The sequence below is a fragment of the Pseudomonas sp. H1_D05 genome, from assembly GCF_054682705.1.
Genome location: NZ_CP162825.1, coordinates 5,226,860 through 5,245,028, shown reverse-complemented (window position 1 = coordinate 5,245,028; position 18,169 = coordinate 5,226,860). Strand labels below are relative to the sequence as shown.

Below are 18,169 nucleotides of genomic sequence, written 5' to 3'. Positions count from 1 at the left end.
GATTTGGATGAGTGAATAAAGCGACTCAGTTAATTCGCGGATGCTGCTGCACCAGTTCCTTGCGCTTGGCTTCCAGCGCAGCGATTTCGGCGTCGATGTCCTCGATTTTCTGCTCGATATTGTCGTGATGTTCTTGCAGCAGTTCCTTGGCTTCCTCGAGGTCCGAGGCTGCCGGCGCGGCACCGCGCAATGGCTTGTTTGCGGTTTCCTTCATGGTCACCCCGGTGGCCAGACCGATCACGGCGATGACCATCAGGTAATACGCCGGCATGTACAGATTATTGGTGCTCTCGACCAGCCACGCGACCACGGTCGGAGTCAGGCCGGCGATCAATACCGAGACGTTGAAAGCAGCCGCCAGCGCGCTGTAGCGAATGTGCGTGGGAAACATCGCCGGCAGGGTCGAGGCCATGACGCCGATAAAGAAGTTCAGCAGCACGGCCAGCATCAGCAGACCGGCGAAGATCAAACCGATCTTGCCGCTGTTGATCAGCATGAACGCCGGGATCGCCAGAATGAACAAGCCGATGCTGCCAACCACGATGAAAGGCTTGCGGCCGATCTTGTCGCTGATGAAGCCAATCGCCGGTTGTACGAAGAGCATGCCGACCATGATCGCGATGATGATCAACACGCCACGGTTTTCGCTGTAGTGCAGATTGTGCGAGAGGTAACTCGGCATATAGGTGAGCAGCATGTAGTAGGTGACGTTGGTCACCGCCACCACGCCAATGCAGGTCATCAGGCTGCGCCAGTGTTTGGTCGCGACCTCCTTGAAAGAGACTTTCGGGCCACCGGCGAGGCCTTCACGATCGCCTTGCTCAAGCTTTTCGACGTGCTGCTGGAACGCCGGGGTTTCTTCCAGGGCGTGACGCAAGTAGAGGCCGATCATGCCCAGCGGCAAGGCGAGGAAGAACGGCAGACGCCAGCCCCATTCTTCGAACTTGGCTTCGCCCAGCGTGGTGGAGATCAACACCACCACACCGGCACCGAGAACGAAGCCGGCAATCGAGCCGAAATCCAGCCAACTGCCGAGGAAGCCACGCTTGCGGTCCGGCGCGTATTCGGCGACGAAGATCGACGCTCCGGTGTATTCACCGCCCACCGAGAAGCCTTGGGCCATTTTCGCCAGCAACAGCAGGATCGGCGCCCAGATGCCAATCGAGGCATAGGACGGAATGAGGCCAATAGCGAAGGTGCTCAGCGACATGATCACGATGGTCGCGGCGAGGACTTTCTGTCGCCCGTACTTGTCGCCCAAGGCGCCGAAGAACAAGCCGCCCAGCGGCCGGATCAGGAAGGGCACCGAGAACGTCGCCAGCGCGGCGATCATCTGGGTGCCGGGGTCGGCGCCGGGGAAGAACACTTTGCCGAGCACATAGGCGACGAAGCCGTAAACACCAAAGTCGAACCATTCCATGGCATTGCCCAGGGCGGCTGCGGTAATCGCTTTGCGCATCTTGGCGTCGTCGACAATGGTGATGTCGTTCAGGCCGATCGGCTTGACGGTTTTCTTGCGTGATTTCATCCGGGTCTTCTCTTTGCTGATCCATCGTGCCGCGTAGATGCCATCTTTTTGATGGCGCGTACTCTTTGGCTCAGATACATGAGGACACGAAATAATTCACTGCCCGGCGCTTTTTTCCTGGCACACCTGTGTAGGAGTTGCCGAAGGCTGCGATTGATCGTTCCCACGCTCTGCGTGGGAATGCAGCCGAGGACGCTCCGCGTCCCAATAAGATCGCAGCCTTCGGCAGCTCCTACAGGGGATATGTGTTTACCGGCGGATGGCCGTATACGATTGCCGCAGGTCGCTGGCCCAGCCGTCCAGCACCACTTTGATGTCGTCGGCGGTCAACACCTGCTTGTCGTTCTCCAAGGGCACGCCGGTGCCTTTGCGCACCACTTCAGCAATCACTTCGCCGGTCGAACCGTCCTCGAACGAAACCTCGGTGGCGACCTGACTGTCCTGATCGCGGATGCCGGTCGCCGTGCTCACACCGGCAGCGACGAGGGTGACGGGCAGCCACTCATAAAAGCGCAAACCCTGAGTGCTGGTCGCCACTTGGGTGATGGCGGGGCGCACCACCAACGTGTTCGGCCCCGGTTGGTTGACCAGATGCATCACCTTGCCCAATTCCAGCCGCAGCGCCGCATCGTAGTAGTCAGTAACCCCGGACAGCGTGCTCAGCGGAATCCGCGACGTCGGCTCGGCACTTGGGTAAAACTGGCTTGGTGCCAGGTAAACCTGGGTATATCGGCCCCGGGCGAGTGCCGGGCTGACCCACGCCAGGACAGGCTGGCCGGACGGCGACTGGCGCTCGGCCAAGACGCTGTAGTCATGCAGAAAGCCGCTGTGTTCGACCTTGTTACTGCTGCAGGCGGACAGGCTCAGGGTGGTGGCGAGGGCCAGCGACAGCGAATGCGTGCGGGTCATTAACGGGTTTCCTTGTGAGGTTGCGTGGCGATGCTGTCCGAGCATTCGATGTGCAACTGGCCGTGGCTCATGATCCATTGGATCAGGTCGGCGGCAGCGATGCTGTGGACGTATTCGACCCAGTGCGCATTGGTCGGGCTGAACTGCTCGAAGTAGCGGCGCAGGACGATGCGGCTCTGATCGCTGGAAACGCTCAGGCACGACTCCTGAAACACGATCGGTGTGTCGGGGCCGAGCGCGGCGGTGCGCTGGCTGAGGATCAAGGGACGATTGCTGTTGTGCCCCTCGGCGCAATGGTTGTCGTTCAATAGCTTCATGCGAACCCCCTGGATTGGAATGGCCGCAGAATGCCCGCGCGGTTTTGCCAGAGAATGTCCGCTTGATGTCTGGCGCGTAGAAATGTTGCTCGATTGAAATAAATGACCCGGGCGGCGAAATGGCTTTAGATTGGCGTTTTTTCGCCGCATGGATCTGTAATTGTGAGCAGACTGCTGTTCGTCGACGACGACGTGGAAATTCTCGCGCTGCTGAAGAAATTCTTCGTGCAGCACGCCTATGAAGTCGACGTCGCGCCGCATGGCGAGGCCATGTGGGCGGCGATCGCGCAGAACCGTCCGGACACGATCATTCTTGATCTGATGATGCCCGGCGAAAGTGGTTTGAGCCTGTGCCAGAAGGTGCATACGCAACTGGGCATTCCGATCATCATGCTCACCGCCATGGCCGAACTGAGTGATCGCATTGTCGGGCTGGAACTGGGCGCGGACGACTACCTGACCAAACCGTTCGCCCCGCAGGAACTGCTCGCGCGGGTGCGTGCCTTGCAGCGTCGTGCCAGTGAACAGCGGCATCCGGTCGAGCCTTCGCGCCCGGTGATCGGCTTCGCCGGTTGGCATCTGGACATCACCTGTCGCGAATTGCGCTCGCCGGAAAACGTGATGATTCCGTTATCCGGCGGCGAGTTCGATTTGCTCGTGGTGTTCCTCGATCATCCGCAACGCATTCTGACCCGCGAACAGTTGATCGACCTGACTCACGGCCATGGCCATGACGCTTTCGACCGCAGCATCGATGTGCAAGTCGGTCGCCTGCGGCGCAAGATCGAGCCGGACAGCAAGCGCCCGGACCTGATCCGTACCGTGCGCAACGGCGGATATCTGTTCACCGCCAAGGTCAGCCGCTCGTGATTCGCCGACTGTGGCGTGGCGACACCCTGCGCCGGCGCATCGCCCTGACGATCATTGCGGCGATGGTCGCGTCGCTGGCGTTGAATGCCCTGTTCGTGCAAGTCGCCGGGATCTGGGCACGGCCGCCGATTGAACGCACCGGCCTGCTCGAGCAGATTGCCGCGACCTCGCGGGTGATCGAAGCCGCCCCGGCCAACCTGCGCCCGCAACTGGCCGCAGCGGCGAGCAGCGCCATGCTGCAAGTGTCGTGGAAAGCACAGCGCGCCGACTTCGATCTGCCCAATGACGGCCTTCGCCTGCCAGCGAGCCGGGTGCCGGTGCTGCAGCAACTGCTGGGCAATGATCGAAAAATCGAGGTGTTCAGCCCGGGCGACTGGCCGAAAGGCGGTGCCCAGGCGCATTACGCCGCCGTCGTGCAATTGGTCGATGGCAGCTGGTTATCCTTTATCCCGCCTGAGCGGAGTTGGGGCCTGGAGTTTGGCGCGCGTATCATCATCGTCATCGCATTGGGCCTGATTGCCACGCTGCTGGTTGCCTGGATCGCCACCCGCCAACTGGCCAACCCCTTGCAGCGTTTCGCCCGCGCCGCCAGACGATTTGGCACCGACCTTCGCGCACCGCCGATCAAGCTCGAAGGCCCCGACGAAATTCGTCAGGCGATCATCGCGTTCAACACCATGCAGGCGCAGATCCAGCATTTCATCGCCGAGCGTACGCATATGCTGGCGTCGATCTCCCACGATTTACGTGCGCCGCTGACACGCATGCGTTTGCGCAGTGAGTTCATGGAAGACCTCGATCATCAGGGCAAACTGATTCGCGACGTTGAAGAGATGCAGTCGATGATCAACGCCGCGCTGGCGTTCTTCCGCGAAGACACCCATCGCGAGCAAACCACAGCATTTGATCTGTCGGAACTGCTGCAAACCATCGTCGACGATTACCGTGATCAGCAGATCAATGTCGACTTCGGCGGCCCGGCGCATTTGGTGTATGAAGGCCGGCCACTGGGGATCAAACGGGTGGTCGTCAATCTGCTGGAGAATGCGCTGAAGTATGCGCAGCGTCCGGTCATTGCGTTGAAGCGTGACGAGTATTCGATTCGCATCGAGGTCAGCGACGAAGGCCCCGGCATTCCCGAGGTGGCGTTGGAGCAGGTCTTCGATCCGTTCTTTCGGCTGGAGACTTCACGCAATCGTGACACCGGCGGTGTGGGTCTGGGTCTTTCCGCAGCGCGAGCCATCGTCCGTGAGCAGGGCGGTGAATTGACGCTGAGCAATCGCAAGAGCGGAGGGTTGATCGCGAAGGTCGAGTTGCCTGTGTGAAATTTCTTCTGTAGATTTTCATGAAATTACAAGAAACAAATTTCATGGGGTCGTGAATGTTTCAGCAATCCAGCCAGCACGTCGACAGCTATTACGCCCACAGTTGCGCCGATATTCTGCGTGATCGAGTGGTGCTGGAAGGCGAACATGACGCCGACGTGGTGGTCATCGGCGCCGGTTTCAGTGGCCTGCACACCGCGTTGCGTCTGGCCTTGGCGGGTAAACGCGTGATCGTGCTGGAGGCCAGTCGCGTGGCGTGGGCGGCCTCGGGGCGTAATGGCGGGCAGGCGATTCTCGGTTGGTCGTGCGATATGCCGCCGCTGGAAGCCGCGCTCGGTTATGAGCGGGCCAGACGGCTTTGGGATGGTATGCGCTGGGCTGCCGACGAACTGCGCGAATTGCCCGGCCGCCATGGTTTCGATTGCGACTATCGCCCCGGGCATTTGTGGACGTCGGTGATGCCACGGCGGGTCAGCTTGCTCAGCGAATGGCAACACGAGGCCAGCCATAAGTGGGGCCATGATGGGTTGCAGTTCATTCCTCGTGATCAATTGCCGGAATGGGTGGCCACCGATCGCTATCAGGCCGGGCTTTACGATCCTGAGGGCGCACACCTCAATCCTCTGAAACTGGCCTTGGGCCCGGCGGCCGCCATCGAGCGGGCCGGCGGGCGTATTCATGAACAAAGCAAGGCGCTGAGTTATCAGGAGCAGGGCGACGGCTTTCGGGTCAACACCGAGCGCGGTTTGGTGCGCGCCGATGTGCTGGTGTTGGCCTGCAATGCCTACCTCGATGAACTCGACCCGCAACTGTCCAGTTGCATTCTGCCGGTGGGCACTTATCAAGTCGCCACCGAACCGCTGACGCCTGAGCAGGCCAATGCGCTGTTGCCGCGTAATGTTTGCGTGACCGACAACCAGTTCGTCCTCGATTACTTCCGCCGCACACCGGACAACCGCTTGTTGTTCGGCGGCGGCTGCACTTACCTGGGCGGTATGCCCAAGGACATCGCGGCGGCAACGCGGCCATTTCTTGAGCGAGTGTTCCCACAGCTCCAGGGCGTCGGCATCGAGTTTGCCTGGGGCGGGCATATCGACCTGACGATCAACCGCACGCCGGACGTGGGCGGCGAGGGTAACCGTTATTGGCTGCAAGGCTACTCGGGGCACGGCGTCCTGCCGACATTGGCTGCCGCACGTGCGGTGTCCCATGCGATCCTCGGCGATAGTGATGAATTGGCGTTGTACCAGGGCCTGAGCAATGGCCGTTTTCCCGGTGGCAAACATTTCGCGGCACCGCTGGAAGCCATCGGCAAGGCTGGTATCGACTGCGCGACAGCATTTGATGAGACTTTGACCATGAACAAGCAAGAAGAAATCGCCGCGCTGGCGATCCTCATCCACGACCTGCGCAAGCACAAGAAATGGACCCTCAAGGAACTGGCCGACAAGATCGGCCGTTCGGTCGGCTTCCTGTCGCAGGTCGAGCGCGGTTTGTCGCGGCCTACCGTGGCGGACCTGACTGCGATCAGCGAAACCTTCGGCGTGCCGACCACGTATTTCTACAGCCTGCCCAAGCCCAAGGAATTGCCGTGGGTGACGCGCCCGGACGAGCGTCGCACGCTGTATTACGCCAATGGCATCACCGACATTCTGGTATCGCCGCAGATGCGCGCCTCGTTCTCCATGCTCGAAAGTCATCTCGAAGCCGGCGCCAGCAGCGGCGATCGCCATCTGACCGACAGCTCGGAGCAGGGCGGTTACGTCCTCGAAGGCGAACTGACGTTGTGGCTGGGCGACGATGAAGAGCCGGCTACGTTGAAGGCCGGCGACAGCTTTCAGTTCGACAGTCATACCCGCTGCCGCTACGGCAACCTCACCGAGCAGCTCACCCGCGTGCTCTGGGTCTACACCTGATAACCATAAAGGATGAACACGATGGACGCTGTCTGCGCTGACCTGCTCGCCGAAGTACGGGCGTTTCGCCAACGCTACCCCGAGGTGCGTTATGTCGACCTGATTTGCCTGGACATCCCGGGGCATTTTTACGGCAAGCGTTATCCGGTAGACATGCTCGAAAAAGTCGCCGCCGGCAGCGTACTGAAGCTGCCGCAGAATTGCGTACTGTTGGGCGTGCAGGGTGGTTTGTTCCCGATTGGCGATTACTGCTTCAACGACGGCGACCCGGATGCCGTGCGCCGTCTGGTGCCGGGCACACTGAAACCGGTGACATGGGAAGCGCAGCCGCTGGGGCAGATGCTGATCACTTCCGACGGCACTGAAAAGCCGATCGAATTCGAACCCCGTGAAGTGCTCGCACAGGTGCTTAAGCGCCTGGCGCGCAAAGGCATTCATCCGGTGGTGGCCTTTGAGCTGGAGTTCTACCTGTTCGATAAAAAGCTGCGCGACGGTCTGCCGCAATTCCCCCGCGACGACCTGACTGACGACGCCGATGATCAACCGAACCTGCACATCGAGCGGCTTTCACGCTTCGCGCCGGTGCTGGATGAAATGGTCGAAGCGACGCGGGCGCAGGGCATCGACGCCACGGTGATTACCGCTGAGCTTGGCCCCGGACAGTTTGAAATCAACTTCGGCCATCTCGACGACGGTTTGCGTGCGGCGGATTGGGCGGCGTTGTTCTGCCGCAGCACGCGCGGTGTGGCGCTCAAGCATGGTTATCGCGCCAGTTTCATGGCCAAGCCGTACTTGCAGCATCCGGGCAGCGGCATGCATGTGCATGTCAGTTTGTACGACGCAGCCGGCAATAATCTGTTGGCGGCCAATGAGCAGCAGCCGCTACGCCATGCAGTCGCGGGGTGCCTGGAATTGCTCCCGCACAGCATGCCGATCTTCGCGCCGAACCAGAACTCGATGCGCCGATTGGGCGGCACGGTGAACACCGCGACCAAAGCCAGTTGGGGCTTTGAGGATCGCGATGCGTGTCTGCGGATTCCCGAGTCGGACGCGAAGAATTTGCGGGTTGAATATCGCTTGGCGGGCGCGGATGCCAATCCGTATTTGGTGCTGGCGGCGATACTGGTGGGGCTGGAGCACGGGCTGGAATCGGCTAAAGAACCGATCGCACCGCTGAATGAAGACCGCAGCAGCGGGATTGATTTCCCCAAGGAGATGTTCGAGGCAGTGCGTGCGATGCAGCATCAGCCGCAGTTGCGGGAAGGGTTGGGCGCGGAGTTTGTGGATGTGTATTGCGAGAATAAACGCCAGGATCATTTGGCGTTTATGCAGGAGATCAGTGCGCGGGAGTATCGCTGGTATTTGTGACCCGGTGCTTATCCAGAGCGCGCCTTGAATGGCCGCTTTTACGCGCATTGCACGTCTGCTGGCGTGGAAATCGCGTTGCGCAGAGACGCAAGGAAAGTGATGTCGAGTAACAAATCGGCCCATTGAAAGGAATCATGTATGACCACCCCTTCACCTGCTCACACCCTGAGGGCATTGCCTGATCTTGATTACTATCACAGCCGATCGGTGCTGCTGCCTGTTGAAATAACCACTCTTGAAGCCTGGAACTGCATGCGGGCCAAGCCGGGACTGGTCATGCGACTGGCGTTTCGAACGAGGGATGCGATTTGCTCGTTAGTTGGCGTGAAGCGCATCGGCGGTTTCTCTGGCGCCCGTCGAGAGGCAATACAGGCTGGCGAAAAGCTGGATTTTTTTCTGGTGGAGCATAGTGGCCCCGACGTGCTCGTTCTGAGCGTAAGAGACCGACATCTGGATGTCATGATTTGCCTGTCGATAACAGATCATGTGTTCACAATCACATCGTCTGTCGTAACGCATAACGTCTTTGGGCGCGTCTATATGTTGCCGGTGGGCGTAGTCCATAAGGTGCTGGTCAATAGGGACCTCGAGCGTCTCAAGCGGAATACAGGCGCCGCCGAAGTGTAGTTAACGGTGCCCGCGCCGGGACAGCCGCGGTGGGGCAGAGGCAGACGTTGACTGTGGAACGAGTAGCAGCAAGAAGATTTGGAGTGGAACCATGCAATGCACCTGCAACGGTCAAAACAACCTGGTAGATATCAGTCAGCGTTACACGGCGTTTGTCGCAGGAATGCGCTGCCTGGCGACGGGGGACTGGATCAAACTATTGCAATGTGCCGGGTGCGGGCAGCTTTGGCGAGCGGATGAGTGGGATAAATATCAAACCCTGTACGCCCGCAAACTGGACTCGCCCGAGGGCTGGGAATCAGCTGAAATGGAAACTTTGATAAAGCTGCGCATGGTCGAAAATCATGGCGGTCTGGATACATCTGCTTGTCTGGCGAAGGACTGCCAGCAACCTGTACTCAAGGGAAGAGCCTATTGCGTTGACCACTTTTATGAAACCGGAGCAAGAGCATGAACTGCTGAAACTGGCCAGTAGAGCGGGATTAAAGAACAGATCACGTTTTTCTGAATGGGGTCTTCCCTGAAATTTTCCCCAGCCACTCAACCCTTCAACGACATCGGCTTGTCCCCACCCGGCGGCAAACCAAACAGCTTCCGCACCCGATTAAGAAACGCCCCATAAGGTCGCCCCAGCACCAGCATCATCACCGCCGCGCCAAGCGTGCCACGCAGCAGGCCGGCTCCTGATGCACCACTGAAGCCAATGATCGCGGCATAGATCGGCACCTGAAAACTGACCAGGGCGATGCTGTCCCATAACAATCTCGACACCCGACCCTGACCGGCACGCGTCATCATCCAATCGCGCCAGATACCGTAAGGCCGCGCGACTGGAATCATCAGCACCGCGCCCAGCAGGCGCGCGTGCAGAACCTGATCCCACGTCATGCCGGCAATGAAACGTTCATTGAGGATGCCGGTGATGGTGAAAAACAGGATCAGCGCTGTGGTGTCTGCGATAAATGCAGTCCGACGCGTTGACTGTTGCAGGCGTTGCGGCACCTCACTTCTCCTTTCATGGCTTCGGGACTGATCTTTCCTCAGCTGGACGCCGACATTTCATCGTGCTGTGACAGCGGCTGCACGGCGAGGTGCGGAGATTCGCCGAAGTACTCGATCAGCAGATCCGTGAGCACGCGTATCTTGCGCGCGGGATGCGGGCCCGGCGCGCGGAGGAGGTAGGCGCCGGCCGGGGGCGGTGGATGGTTGGTCATGATCGGCACGAGTGCACCCGAGGCAATGTGTTCGTGGGTGAGACAATCGGGCAGGTAGGCGACGCCGAGGCCGGCAGCCGCGGCTGCGGCGAGGGCCGTGCCGTTGTCAGCCTTGAAGCGTCCTTGCGGGCGAACCGTGATGACCTTGTCAGCCGCCATGAATTGCCGGGCTTCGGTGCCTTGCATGAGCGCCTGATGGGCGTGCAGTTCGTCCGGGGTATCGGGCGCGCCGTGCGCTTTGATGTAGTCGGGGCTTGCGACGAGCTTGGTGTAGACCGGGCCGATACGCCTCGCGATCAAGTTGGAGTCCTGCAGGTAACCCACGCGAATGGCGCAATCATAGCCCTCGGTAATCAGGTCAACGAAGCGATCGCTGTAGCAGGTCTGAATGTGCAACTGAGGGTGACGGCGAGCCATTTCCGCCAGCACCGGTGCGAAGTGCGTCGGCCCGAACGATAACGGCACCGCCACGCGCAAGCGACCGCGCAGGGCGCCGGCGGGCAGGATGGTTTCCTTGGCGATGTCGATTTCGCTGCACACTCGGGCGGCGTAATCGCGAAATGTCGCGCCGGCTTCGGTGAGTGAAGCCCCGCGCGTGGAGCGTGCCAGCAATTGCACGCCGAGTTCCGCTTCAAGCCGCGCCAGACGGCGGCTGACGATTGATTTCGAAACCCCGAGCCGCAGCGCTGCCTGTGAAATGCCCCCGGCATCGGCCACTTCGACGAAGGTTTGCAGTTCTTCGATATCCATTCTCGCGTTCCCCTTGGCGCGACACAGTTCGCCTCGGGATGCTACTACTGCTGCGAATAGGGGAACAGCACAATGGGTTTTCCAGGCACGGCGTCACTCGCGTGCGTTCTGGAACCAAAAACTGCACGGGCTCCGGCCGTTTTACCGACGTGCGTTACCCATACAAAAGGACCTGCAAATGGCAAGCGAACCCATCCGTAACCCGCACACCGATCAACTCCTGACGCCCGACAATTCAGCGTTGATCATCATCGACTATCAACCGGTTCAGGTGTCTTCGATCCGCTCGATGTCACGGGATGAACTGGTCTTCAATATCACCAGCGTTGCGAAGGCGGCGCTCAACTACAACCTGCCGATCATCCACTCGACCGTCAATGTCGCGACCGGTCGCAACAAACCGCCGATTCAAGAGTTGCAAGCGGTACTCGGCCATCTGCCCACCTATGACCGCACGTCGATCAACAGTTGGGAGGACACCGGGTTCAAGCAGGCGGTCAAATCGCTCGGGCGCAAGAAACTGATCATGACCGCACTGTGGACCGAAGCCTGCTTGACCTTCCCGGTGCTCGACGCCATTCAGGAAGGCTATGAAGTTTACGTGCCGGTCGATGCGGTGGGCGGCACGTCGCTCGCCGCACACGAGGCAGCGTTGCGCCGAATGGAGCAGGCGGGGGCGAAGCTCATCAGCCGGGTACAGATGTACTGCGAACTGCAGCGCGACTGGGCGCGCGAGGTGACCGTGCCAGGCTTTATGGGCGTGTTCGAAAACTTCGACGGTTTCAATGCTGAAAAGGCGCTCCAGGAGGCGGGCAACAAGGCCTGATCAACCGGCGGTTGTTGAAGGTGGCGCTGGCGACAGCTGGCGCGGCCTTCATTTTTGGCTTGTTTCGAATGCCGCAAAATAATCTGAACCGCTCCGAGACCTGCTCGCCTAATGATTAGCTTGTGGTCAATCGCACAGGCGCTGTGTCAATAACGGCACACTCCGAGAGGTGGTCAACGTGGCTAAAGACGAAAAGAAAAGCAAAGACAAAGGTGACGCTTCGAAAGCCAGCAAGGATCTGAAAGACAAAAAGTCATCACCGGAAAAGAAATCAGCGGCAGCTTCGACGCTTTCAAAGTCTTCCGACAAGAAAGACAAGAAGAAAGACGCCGAGCCCAAGAAGTCGCCGAAAAAAGCCGACAGCAAGCCTGAGAAGGCCAAGGATTCGAAGAAGGCTGATAAGCCGGCTAAAAAGAAAAAGTGATCTTGAAGACAATAAAAAACCCGGTATTCAAACCGGGTTTTTTATTGCCTGCTATTTGGCGATCAGAGCGCCGCTTTGACCTGCAAACCAATCACCAGCGCATTGTCGATGTCCTGCCCGGAAAACGCGCCCGGCTCGATGATGTACTGCATATTTGGACGCAGCGTCAGCCAGGGCGTGGCCTGATAGCCGTAGCCGAGTTCGATCAACTGCTCGGCGCTGTCCAGGTTTGGGAACGCCGTGCCGTTGTTCAATGCGGCGTCCTGCTGCACATCGCGGCTGCGCGGGTTCGGCACGGCGCGACCATAACCCAGCGCGACGGTGTCTCGCGGGCGACCTTCGAACGGTTTGTACAGCACCACGCCGGTGCCGTACCACTTGCTGAACGGCGACGCCGCTTCGCTGGCCGCCGAGTATTGGCCGAACGCGTGCAAGCTGCGGCCTTCGGATGTCGCCGAACTCCAGACGGCCTGGTCGATCAGCAGATAATGACCGCCGCGACCGGACACTTCTTTGTCGCTGCCGATGCGTTTTACGTCGGAGCTGTCGTAGTAGTAGCCGAGCTTGTATTCGCCGGGCAGGGCGCCCGCGTGTTTGTAAACCAGCTCAATCGGCACCACGGTGCCGGTGGTGTGTTTCGGATCAAGGTGCCAGGCACGGCTGGAATTGCCGTTGCTCTCGGGGTCGACGTTGAACGCGGCCACGCGCAGTTGCCAGGAAGACGACAGGTCGTATTTCACCCGCACGCCGAGACGCGCGTTGGGGTAGTTGGTCCAGCCGCTGCCGCCGGACATGTTCAACGGATGGCCGCAGAAACCGGCGTTCATGAAGTTGCACAGAATGCCGCTGTCGAGGCCGCCGAGGTCGTTGCCCATGGCCATGTAGCCGAGTTTCACATTGAGCGCTGGAGTGAACAGCGTGCGCTCGTAACTCAGTTCGGTCAGGCGCGTGTACAGGCCACCGTAGTTTTCTTGGATCGGCAGACGGTTGCCGACCAGATCTTCCGAGGCGCTGTTGCCGCGACGATCGTTGATGGTCAACTGGACCTTGCCGGCATTGTCGACGCCGTACAGTTTGCTCAGGTCGAACTGCACGCCGAGCTTGATGTTCTGCGAGTAACGCGCCGAGCGATGCAAGCCACCGTCGGCGTTGTAAGCCATTTCGCCGCTGTAGTCGCCAGTGAACTTGATGCCTTGCTCATCCATCTGGTGACGCAAGCCACCCCAGTCACCAGTGAGGGTACTGCGGGTCAACAAATCGGAATCGATGTCGGCCAGCGCGGGGAGAGCGGTGGTGCACGTCAGGCCCAGCAACAGGCCTTTGAACAGGTCGGAACGGGAAAAACCAACAGCCGATAGCATGTAAATCTTCCTGCAAAAAACATGAGCAATAGGGGGAAAGCAGCGCGGCACCCGAAGGTGCCGCGCTTTACGTGAACACCGTGGTTTACGGCAGGGCGTAAGCCATCACGTAGTCGCCGCGATCGGTCGACTGACGCGCGCCACCGGCGGTGATGACGATGTATTGCTTGCCGGTTTTCGGCGAAACATAGGTCATCGGGCCACCTTGGCTGCCGACTGGCAGACGTGCTTTCCAGACTTCTTCACCGTTGCCGCTGTTGAACGCGCGCAGGTAGAAGTCCTGGGTGCCGGCGATAAAGATCAGGCCACCCTGGGTCGACAGGGTGCCGCCGAGCGTAGGCAGACCAATCTTGATCGGCAGGTGCATGCGGATGCCCAGTGGACCGGTGTCTTCAACGGTACCGACCGGAACCTGCCAGGCGACTTTCTGCGTCTTCATGTCGATCGCGGTCAGTGTGCCGAACGGTGGTGCTTGGCACGGAATGCCGGCTACCGACAGGAAGCGGTTTTTGTTCACCGCGTACGGCGTACCTTTCAACGGCACGGCGCCCATGCCGGTGTTCAGCGCTTCGCCACCGCCAGCGGCCTTGCCTTGGTTCTGCGACGGGATCATCTGGATCCACAGGCCCAGACGCATGTCGTTGACGAAGATGAAACCGTGTACCGGGTCAGTAGAGATACTGCCCCAGTTCATGCCGCCTAGCGAACCCGGGAAACTCAGCGATTTATCGGTGCCCGGCGCGGTGTACAGGCCGTCGTAACGCATGCCTTTGAAGTCGATGCGGCAGAGCAACTGGTCGTAAGGGGTCGCGCCCCACATGTCCGATTCGGTCAGGTGCTGTGCGCCGATCTGCGGCATGCCCAGCGATTTCGGCTGAGTAGGCGAGTACGGTTCGTTCGGGATGTTCGCCGCTTTGACCGGGACTTCTTTAACCTCGGTCAGCGGTTTGCCGGTGGCGCGGTCGAGCACGTAGATCTGCCCGGCCTTGGTGCCGATGACCACGGCCGGTACGGTTTTACCGTCCTTGGTGAAGTCGATCAGGCTCGGCTGCATCGGCAGGTCGAAGTCCCACAGATCGTTGTGCACGGTCTGGAACACCCAGCGTTCTTCACCACTGGTGGCGTCCAGCGCGAGGATCGAAGCGCCGTAGGTGTGATCGAGTTTGCTGCGCTCGACACCATAAATGTCGGTAGACGAGCTGCCCATCGGCAGGAACACGGTGTTGGTCGCCGGATCATAGGACATCGGTGCCCAGCTGTTCGGCGTGCTGCGCACATAGGTGCTGCCGTCTGCCGGCGCTTTTTTATCCTGCGGGTTGCCCGGGTCGAAGGCCCAGCGCATGGCACCAGTCATCACGTCAAAACCACGGATCACGCCGCCGGGCATGTCGGTCTGCACGTTGTCAGCCACGCGACCGCCAACCACCACGGTGGTGCCGGCCATTAACGGAGCGGACGACAACTGATAGTAGCTGTCCGGAACATCACCCAGACCGGCCTTAAGATCGACCTGGCCGTTGTTGCCGAAACCCTGGCAGAACTCGCCAGTGTCAGCATCGACCGCGATCAAACGGGCATCGATGGTGTTGGTCAGCAGACGGCGCTGGCAGTTGGCGGCCGGCGCCGGTTTGGCTTCGATGATTTTCGAATTGGCTGGCTGAGCAATGGCAGCGCTGGCGTCGAAATAGGCCATGCCACGGCAACGCTGCCAGACTTTCGACTGGGCGTTGATCGCGTTCTTCCACAGCTCTTTACCGGTGTCGGCATCAAGGGCGATCAGGTTGTTGTGCGGGGTGCAGATGAACACCTTGTTGCCAACCTGCAGCGGGGTGAGCTGGTCTTCAGCGCCATTGCCATCGCTCTCGGCGACGTCACCGGTGTGGTAGGTCCACGCGACTTTCAGCTTGTCGACGTTGTTGCGGTTGATCTGGTCCAGCGCGGCGAAGCGGCTGCCACCTTCGGTATTACCGTAGTGCGCCCAGTCCTTTTGCGCCTTGTCCGGCTCGACCGGGGTCAGACCCGGGCCAGTGCCGGTGGCGGCAACGGTCGGGTGCGCGACGAACATGTTGCCAGCCGCCACAGCCACGCCGACCGCCAGCACCGCAGCCACGGCGTAAGCGCCGCGACCTGCAACACTGCCGTTGGCACGCTTGAGCAGAGGATAAACCAGCGCCACGACCAGGCCGATCACGCTGAACATGAACAGGCGCGAGAACACCGGCCAGAACACCAGCCCGGCATCGCTCACCGCCCAGATCGCTGTTCCGACCAGGAACGCGGCAAACAACCACGCACCGGCTGGCTTGTAGCGCGCGATCAGCAGACCGGAAACGGCCATGACCAAGCCACCCACCAGGAAGTACCACGAGCCTCCCAGGCTGACCAACTTCACGCCGCCCGCAGCCAGCGCCAAGCCGAGCAGGGCGATGACGACGCCCAGCCCGACCAGAATGAATTTTGATATGCCCGAGAGGCGTTGACTCTGCTTCACGTTGAATGTCCCGTTGAAATGAGGAGGGCATTATATAGTTAGGTAACTACCTAGTTAAATCACTAATTCAGTAATAAAGCGTTGTTGGTTCTTCGATAACGCGGCTGAGCCGAAACTGGCAGTCTCATGGGGTTCAGCAGAGCTTTTGAATGTTTGCAAAAAACGCATTTGTGTCAGAAAAAAAGCCGGTTATGACAGCTCTTTCGTTGTGCCGTGTTCAACCTGGCCTTAAAGATCAGCCGACCCACGGCATTAAAACCAGCTTAGCCCACATATAGCTCAAGTCCTGCGAGCAGGGCTTCGAAGGTCACTCTGCAGCGCGGGCTGCTGCGTAAATCTTCGTGCATGGTCAGCCAGGTGGTCAGTCGGGGTTTGAAGGCTTGGGCGAGTACGCGCACCAGTTCGGGGTCACGTTGCGCCACTCGCACCTGGCACACGCCGATGCCCACACCAGCGCGGATCATCGCCAGTTGGGCCAGATCACTGTCAGTGCGCAAGGTGAAGTGTTCGCGCCGCCATTGTGGCAACCAGTGCCTGGCGCTGCGCAGAAAGGGCGTTTCCTGGTCGAACCCGATCAGTGCGTGATCGGTGAGTGCTTCCAGTGTCTGCGGAGTGCCGCGCGCATCGAGGTAGCGACGGTGGGCATGCAGGCCCAGTTCGATGTCGCCGATCCGTCGGGCAATGAGCGAGCCCTGTTCGGGGGCGACCATGCGCACGGCGATATCGGCCTCACGATGCAACAGGTCTTGCACGCGATTGGTCAGCACCAGCTCCACCTTCAGTTCCGGGTAGCGGCTTTGCAGTCCGGCAATCACCGGGGGCAGCACTTCTGCGCCGACCACCTCGCTGGTGCTGATGCGCACCGTTCCTCTGACTGCGCTCCCTTGTGCCTCGGCGGCGCGCAACAGTGCAGCGGCATTGGCGCGCATAGCTTCGGCGAAAGGCTTGAGTGCCAGCGCAGCTTCTGTCGCCAACAGGCCTTGTTGTGACCGAGTAAACAGGCTTACGCCCAGTTGCTGCTCGAGCGTATCGATGTGGCGCCCGACCGTGGGCTGGGCAACACCCAGTGCCCGCGCGGCGGCCGACAATGATCCTTCCTGCAACACGCTCAGGTAGGAGCGGTACAGTTCCCAGCTAATGTTATTGTCCATGCATAAATGTATAGCGGGTCGCCGAAATTAGGCAATTTCATAGAGTGATGAGCGCCTTCAGACTTCTCTCATTCCATCGAGAGGGCGGTAACATGATCACAAGTCGGCGCGTTTTGGTTTTGGGTGCAACCGGTGGCATTGGCGGTGAGGTGGCGCGCAAGTTGCGCGAATCCGGTTGGGAAGTGTGTGCATTGCGTCGCGGTGGCCGTCCGCGAAACCAAGGGTTGGAAGGCATTACTTGGTTCGACGGTGACGCGATGAATCGTCAGCAGGTCATGGCCGCTGCGCAGGGATGCTCGGCCATCGTCCATGCGGTCAATCCGCCGGGGTATCGTGGCTGGGACCAGCAGGTGTTGCCCATGCTCGACAACACCATCGCCGCCGCCATTGCCCAAGGCGCGACGATTGTCCTGCCGGGCACCGTTTACAACTACGGGCCGGATGCCTTTCCACTGCTGCACGAGGATTCGCCCCAACAACCTTTGACCCGCAAAGGCGCCTTGCGAGTGGAACTTGAGCGACGACTGCGCGCCGCCAGCACTCAAGGCTGCCGCGTGATCATTGTGCGCGCCGGCAATTTTTTCGGGCCGGTACCGGGCAATAACTGGTTTTCCCAAGGCTTGATCAAACCGGGCAGGACGGTGGCCCGCGTGTTCCTGCCGAGTGCCAGGGGCATCGGCAACCAGTGGGCCTATTTGCCCGATGTCGCCAACACCATGGTGCAACTGCTGGAGCGTCGCCAGATCCTTGATCCTTTTGCAACCTTTCATATGGCGGGTCATTGGGATGCGGACGGTCGGCAAATGGCCGAAGCCATCCGCCGCGTTGTCGTAAAACGCAGCGGCAAGGCACCGAAGATCAAAGCCTTCCCGTGGTGGTTGATCAGCGTGCTGTCACCCGTTGTCGAAACCTTTCGCGAAATGCAGGAGATGCGCTACCTGTGGAACGAGCCGGTGCGTTTGAGCGGCGCGCGCTTGCTGGCGACATTGGGTCGTGAGCCGCACACGCCGCTGGATGAGGCTGTCGAAGCAACGCTGGCAGGTCTGGGTTGCCTGGATTGAATGAAGCCGCGCCTGGCGGGAAATGCGCCAC

The 18,169-nt window shown here is 60.0% G+C and carries 17 protein-coding genes and 1 pseudogene; 10 read left to right on the top strand and 8 right to left on the bottom strand.

Going from position 1 to position 18,169, the window contains the following annotated elements; translation table 11 throughout:
* Positions 1-25: 25 nt before the first annotated feature.
* The 3 genes from proP to AB4O11_RS23680 all read right to left on the bottom strand — a co-directional run bounded on the left by proP (position 26) and on the right by AB4O11_RS23680 (position 2,754).
* A complete protein-coding gene (proP, locus tag AB4O11_RS23690) occupies positions 26-1,528 on the bottom strand; it encodes a glycine betaine/L-proline transporter ProP (protein WP_093431427.1) in 1,503 nt (500 codons plus the stop codon).
* Positions 1,529-1,777: 249 nt separating this feature from the next.
* On the bottom strand, positions 1,778-2,437 hold the full coding sequence (locus AB4O11_RS23685; protein WP_093431430.1) for a DUF3313 domain-containing protein: 660 nt from the start codon (positions 2,435-2,437) through the stop codon (positions 1,778-1,780).
* Positions 2,437-2,754, bottom strand: a complete 318-nt coding sequence (locus AB4O11_RS23680; protein WP_093431433.1) for a hypothetical protein — start codon at positions 2,752-2,754, stop codon at positions 2,437-2,439. Before AB4O11_RS23680 ends, AB4O11_RS23685 begins: the two co-directional genes overlap by 1 nt.
* A 162-nt stretch (positions 2,755-2,916) precedes the next feature.
* Here AB4O11_RS23680 and AB4O11_RS23675 point away from each other — a divergent pair, with 162 nt between their 5' ends.
* The 7 genes and pseudogenes from AB4O11_RS23675 (at position 2,917) to AB4O11_RS23645 (ending at position 9,314) form a co-directional block, all read left to right on the top strand.
* Positions 2,917-3,624 (top strand): response regulator, encoded by a 708-nt coding sequence (locus AB4O11_RS23675; RefSeq protein ID WP_460128844.1) that lies wholly within the window; start codon positions 2,917-2,919, stop codon positions 3,622-3,624.
* On the top strand, positions 3,621-4,949 hold the full coding sequence (locus AB4O11_RS23670; protein WP_460128842.1) for an ATP-binding protein: 1,329 nt from the start codon (positions 3,621-3,623) through the stop codon (positions 4,947-4,949). The genes AB4O11_RS23675 and AB4O11_RS23670 overlap by 4 nt, the downstream gene beginning before the upstream one ends.
* 56 nt (positions 4,950-5,005) lie before the next feature.
* Positions 5,006-6,294 (top strand): annotated as a pseudogene (locus AB4O11_RS23665) (NAD(P)/FAD-dependent oxidoreductase).
* Positions 6,295-6,307: 13 nt separating this feature from the next.
* Positions 6,308-6,865: a helix-turn-helix domain-containing protein gene (locus AB4O11_RS23660; protein ID WP_093431445.1), complete on the top strand. Its 558-nt coding sequence runs from the start codon at positions 6,308-6,310 to the stop codon at positions 6,863-6,865.
* A 21-nt stretch (positions 6,866-6,886) separates the two neighbouring features.
* A complete protein-coding gene (locus AB4O11_RS23655; protein WP_257355161.1) occupies positions 6,887-8,233 on the top strand; it encodes a glutamine synthetase family protein in 1,347 nt (448 codons plus the stop codon).
* Between the two features lie 138 nt (positions 8,234-8,371).
* Positions 8,372-8,860 carry a DUF2867 domain-containing protein gene (locus AB4O11_RS23650; RefSeq protein WP_460090962.1) on the top strand — a complete coding sequence of 163 codons (489 nt, stop codon included), beginning with the start codon at positions 8,372-8,374 and terminating at the stop codon, positions 8,858-8,860.
* A 91-nt stretch (positions 8,861-8,951) separates the two neighbouring features.
* Complete coding sequence (locus tag AB4O11_RS23645) at positions 8,952-9,314, top strand: hypothetical protein (protein ID WP_460090961.1); 363 nt, start codon at positions 8,952-8,954, stop codon at positions 9,312-9,314.
* 86 nt (positions 9,315-9,400) lie between these two features.
* Here AB4O11_RS23645 and alaE read toward each other — a convergent pair whose 3' ends face one another.
* Positions 9,401-9,862, bottom strand: a complete 462-nt coding sequence (gene alaE / locus AB4O11_RS23640; protein ID WP_460128840.1) for an L-alanine exporter AlaE — start codon at positions 9,860-9,862, stop codon at positions 9,401-9,403.
* 38 nt (positions 9,863-9,900) lie between these two features.
* Positions 9,901-10,824 (bottom strand): LysR family transcriptional regulator, encoded by a 924-nt coding sequence (locus tag AB4O11_RS23635; RefSeq protein WP_460128838.1) that lies wholly within the window; start codon positions 10,822-10,824, stop codon positions 9,901-9,903.
* Between the two features lie 178 nt (positions 10,825-11,002).
* On the opposite strand from AB4O11_RS23635, the gene AB4O11_RS23630 reads away from it, so the two are divergent.
* A complete protein-coding gene (locus tag AB4O11_RS23630) occupies positions 11,003-11,650 on the top strand; it encodes a hydrolase (RefSeq protein WP_460128836.1) in 648 nt (215 codons plus the stop codon).
* A gap of 169 nt (positions 11,651-11,819) precedes the next feature.
* A complete protein-coding gene (locus AB4O11_RS23625) occupies positions 11,820-12,074 on the top strand; it encodes a hypothetical protein (protein WP_460128834.1) in 255 nt (84 codons plus the stop codon).
* Between the two features lie 62 nt (positions 12,075-12,136).
* Here the strand turns inward: AB4O11_RS23625 and AB4O11_RS23620 are convergent, their stop codons facing one another.
* The 3 genes from AB4O11_RS23620 to AB4O11_RS23610 form a co-directional block, all read right to left on the bottom strand.
* On the bottom strand, positions 12,137-13,435 hold the full coding sequence (locus AB4O11_RS23620; RefSeq protein ID WP_460128832.1) for a carbohydrate porin: 1,299 nt from the start codon (positions 13,433-13,435) through the stop codon (positions 12,137-12,139).
* Positions 13,436-13,520: 85 nt separating this feature from the next.
* A complete protein-coding gene (locus AB4O11_RS23615) occupies positions 13,521-15,926 on the bottom strand; it encodes a glucose/quinate/shikimate family membrane-bound PQQ-dependent dehydrogenase (RefSeq protein ID WP_460128830.1) in 2,406 nt (801 codons plus the stop codon).
* A 263-nt stretch (positions 15,927-16,189) separates the two neighbouring features.
* Positions 16,190-17,077, bottom strand: coding sequence for a LysR family transcriptional regulator (locus tag AB4O11_RS23610; protein WP_099759183.1), 888 nt, complete (start codon positions 17,075-17,077; stop codon positions 16,190-16,192).
* 92 nt (positions 17,078-17,169) lie between these two features.
* Here AB4O11_RS23610 and AB4O11_RS23605 point away from each other — a divergent pair, with 92 nt between their 5' ends.
* A complete protein-coding gene (locus AB4O11_RS23605) occupies positions 17,170-18,138 on the top strand; it encodes an NAD-dependent epimerase/dehydratase family protein (RefSeq protein ID WP_460128828.1) in 969 nt (322 codons plus the stop codon).
* Positions 18,139-18,169 lie beyond the last annotated feature (31 nt).

Bases quoted from the DNA above. Each gene is read 5' to 3' on its own strand.
- AB4O11_RS23660 (WP_093431445.1), top strand. From the start codon at position 6,308: ATGAACAAGCAAGAAGAAATCGCCGCGCTGGCGATCCTCATCCACGAC.
- AB4O11_RS23685 (WP_093431430.1), bottom strand. From the start codon at position 2,437: ATGACCCGCACGCATTCGCTGTCGCTGGCCCTCGCCACCACCCTGAGC.
- AB4O11_RS23630 (WP_460128836.1), top strand. From the start codon at position 11,003: ATGGCAAGCGAACCCATCCGTAACCCGCACACCGATCAACTCCTGACG.
- AB4O11_RS23645 (WP_460090961.1), top strand. From the start codon at position 8,952: ATGCAATGCACCTGCAACGGTCAAAACAACCTGGTAGATATCAGTCAG.
- AB4O11_RS23620 (WP_460128832.1), bottom strand. From the start codon at position 13,435: ATGCTATCGGCTGTTGGTTTTTCCCGTTCCGACCTGTTCAAAGGCCTG.
- AB4O11_RS23635 (WP_460128838.1), bottom strand. From the start codon at position 10,824: ATGGATATCGAAGAACTGCAAACCTTCGTCGAAGTGGCCGATGCCGGG.
- AB4O11_RS23650 (WP_460090962.1), top strand. From the start codon at position 8,372: ATGACCACCCCTTCACCTGCTCACACCCTGAGGGCATTGCCTGATCTT.
- AB4O11_RS23610 (WP_099759183.1), bottom strand. From the start codon at position 17,077: ATGGACAATAACATTAGCTGGGAACTGTACCGCTCCTACCTGAGCGTG.
- AB4O11_RS23655 (WP_257355161.1), top strand. From the start codon at position 6,887: ATGGACGCTGTCTGCGCTGACCTGCTCGCCGAAGTACGGGCGTTTCGC.
- AB4O11_RS23605 (WP_460128828.1), top strand. From the start codon at position 17,170: ATGATCACAAGTCGGCGCGTTTTGGTTTTGGGTGCAACCGGTGGCATT.
- AB4O11_RS23680 (WP_093431433.1), bottom strand. From the start codon at position 2,754: ATGAAGCTATTGAACGACAACCATTGCGCCGAGGGGCACAACAGCAAT.
- proP (WP_093431427.1), bottom strand. From the start codon at position 1,528: ATGAAATCACGCAAGAAAACCGTCAAGCCGATCGGCCTGAACGACATC.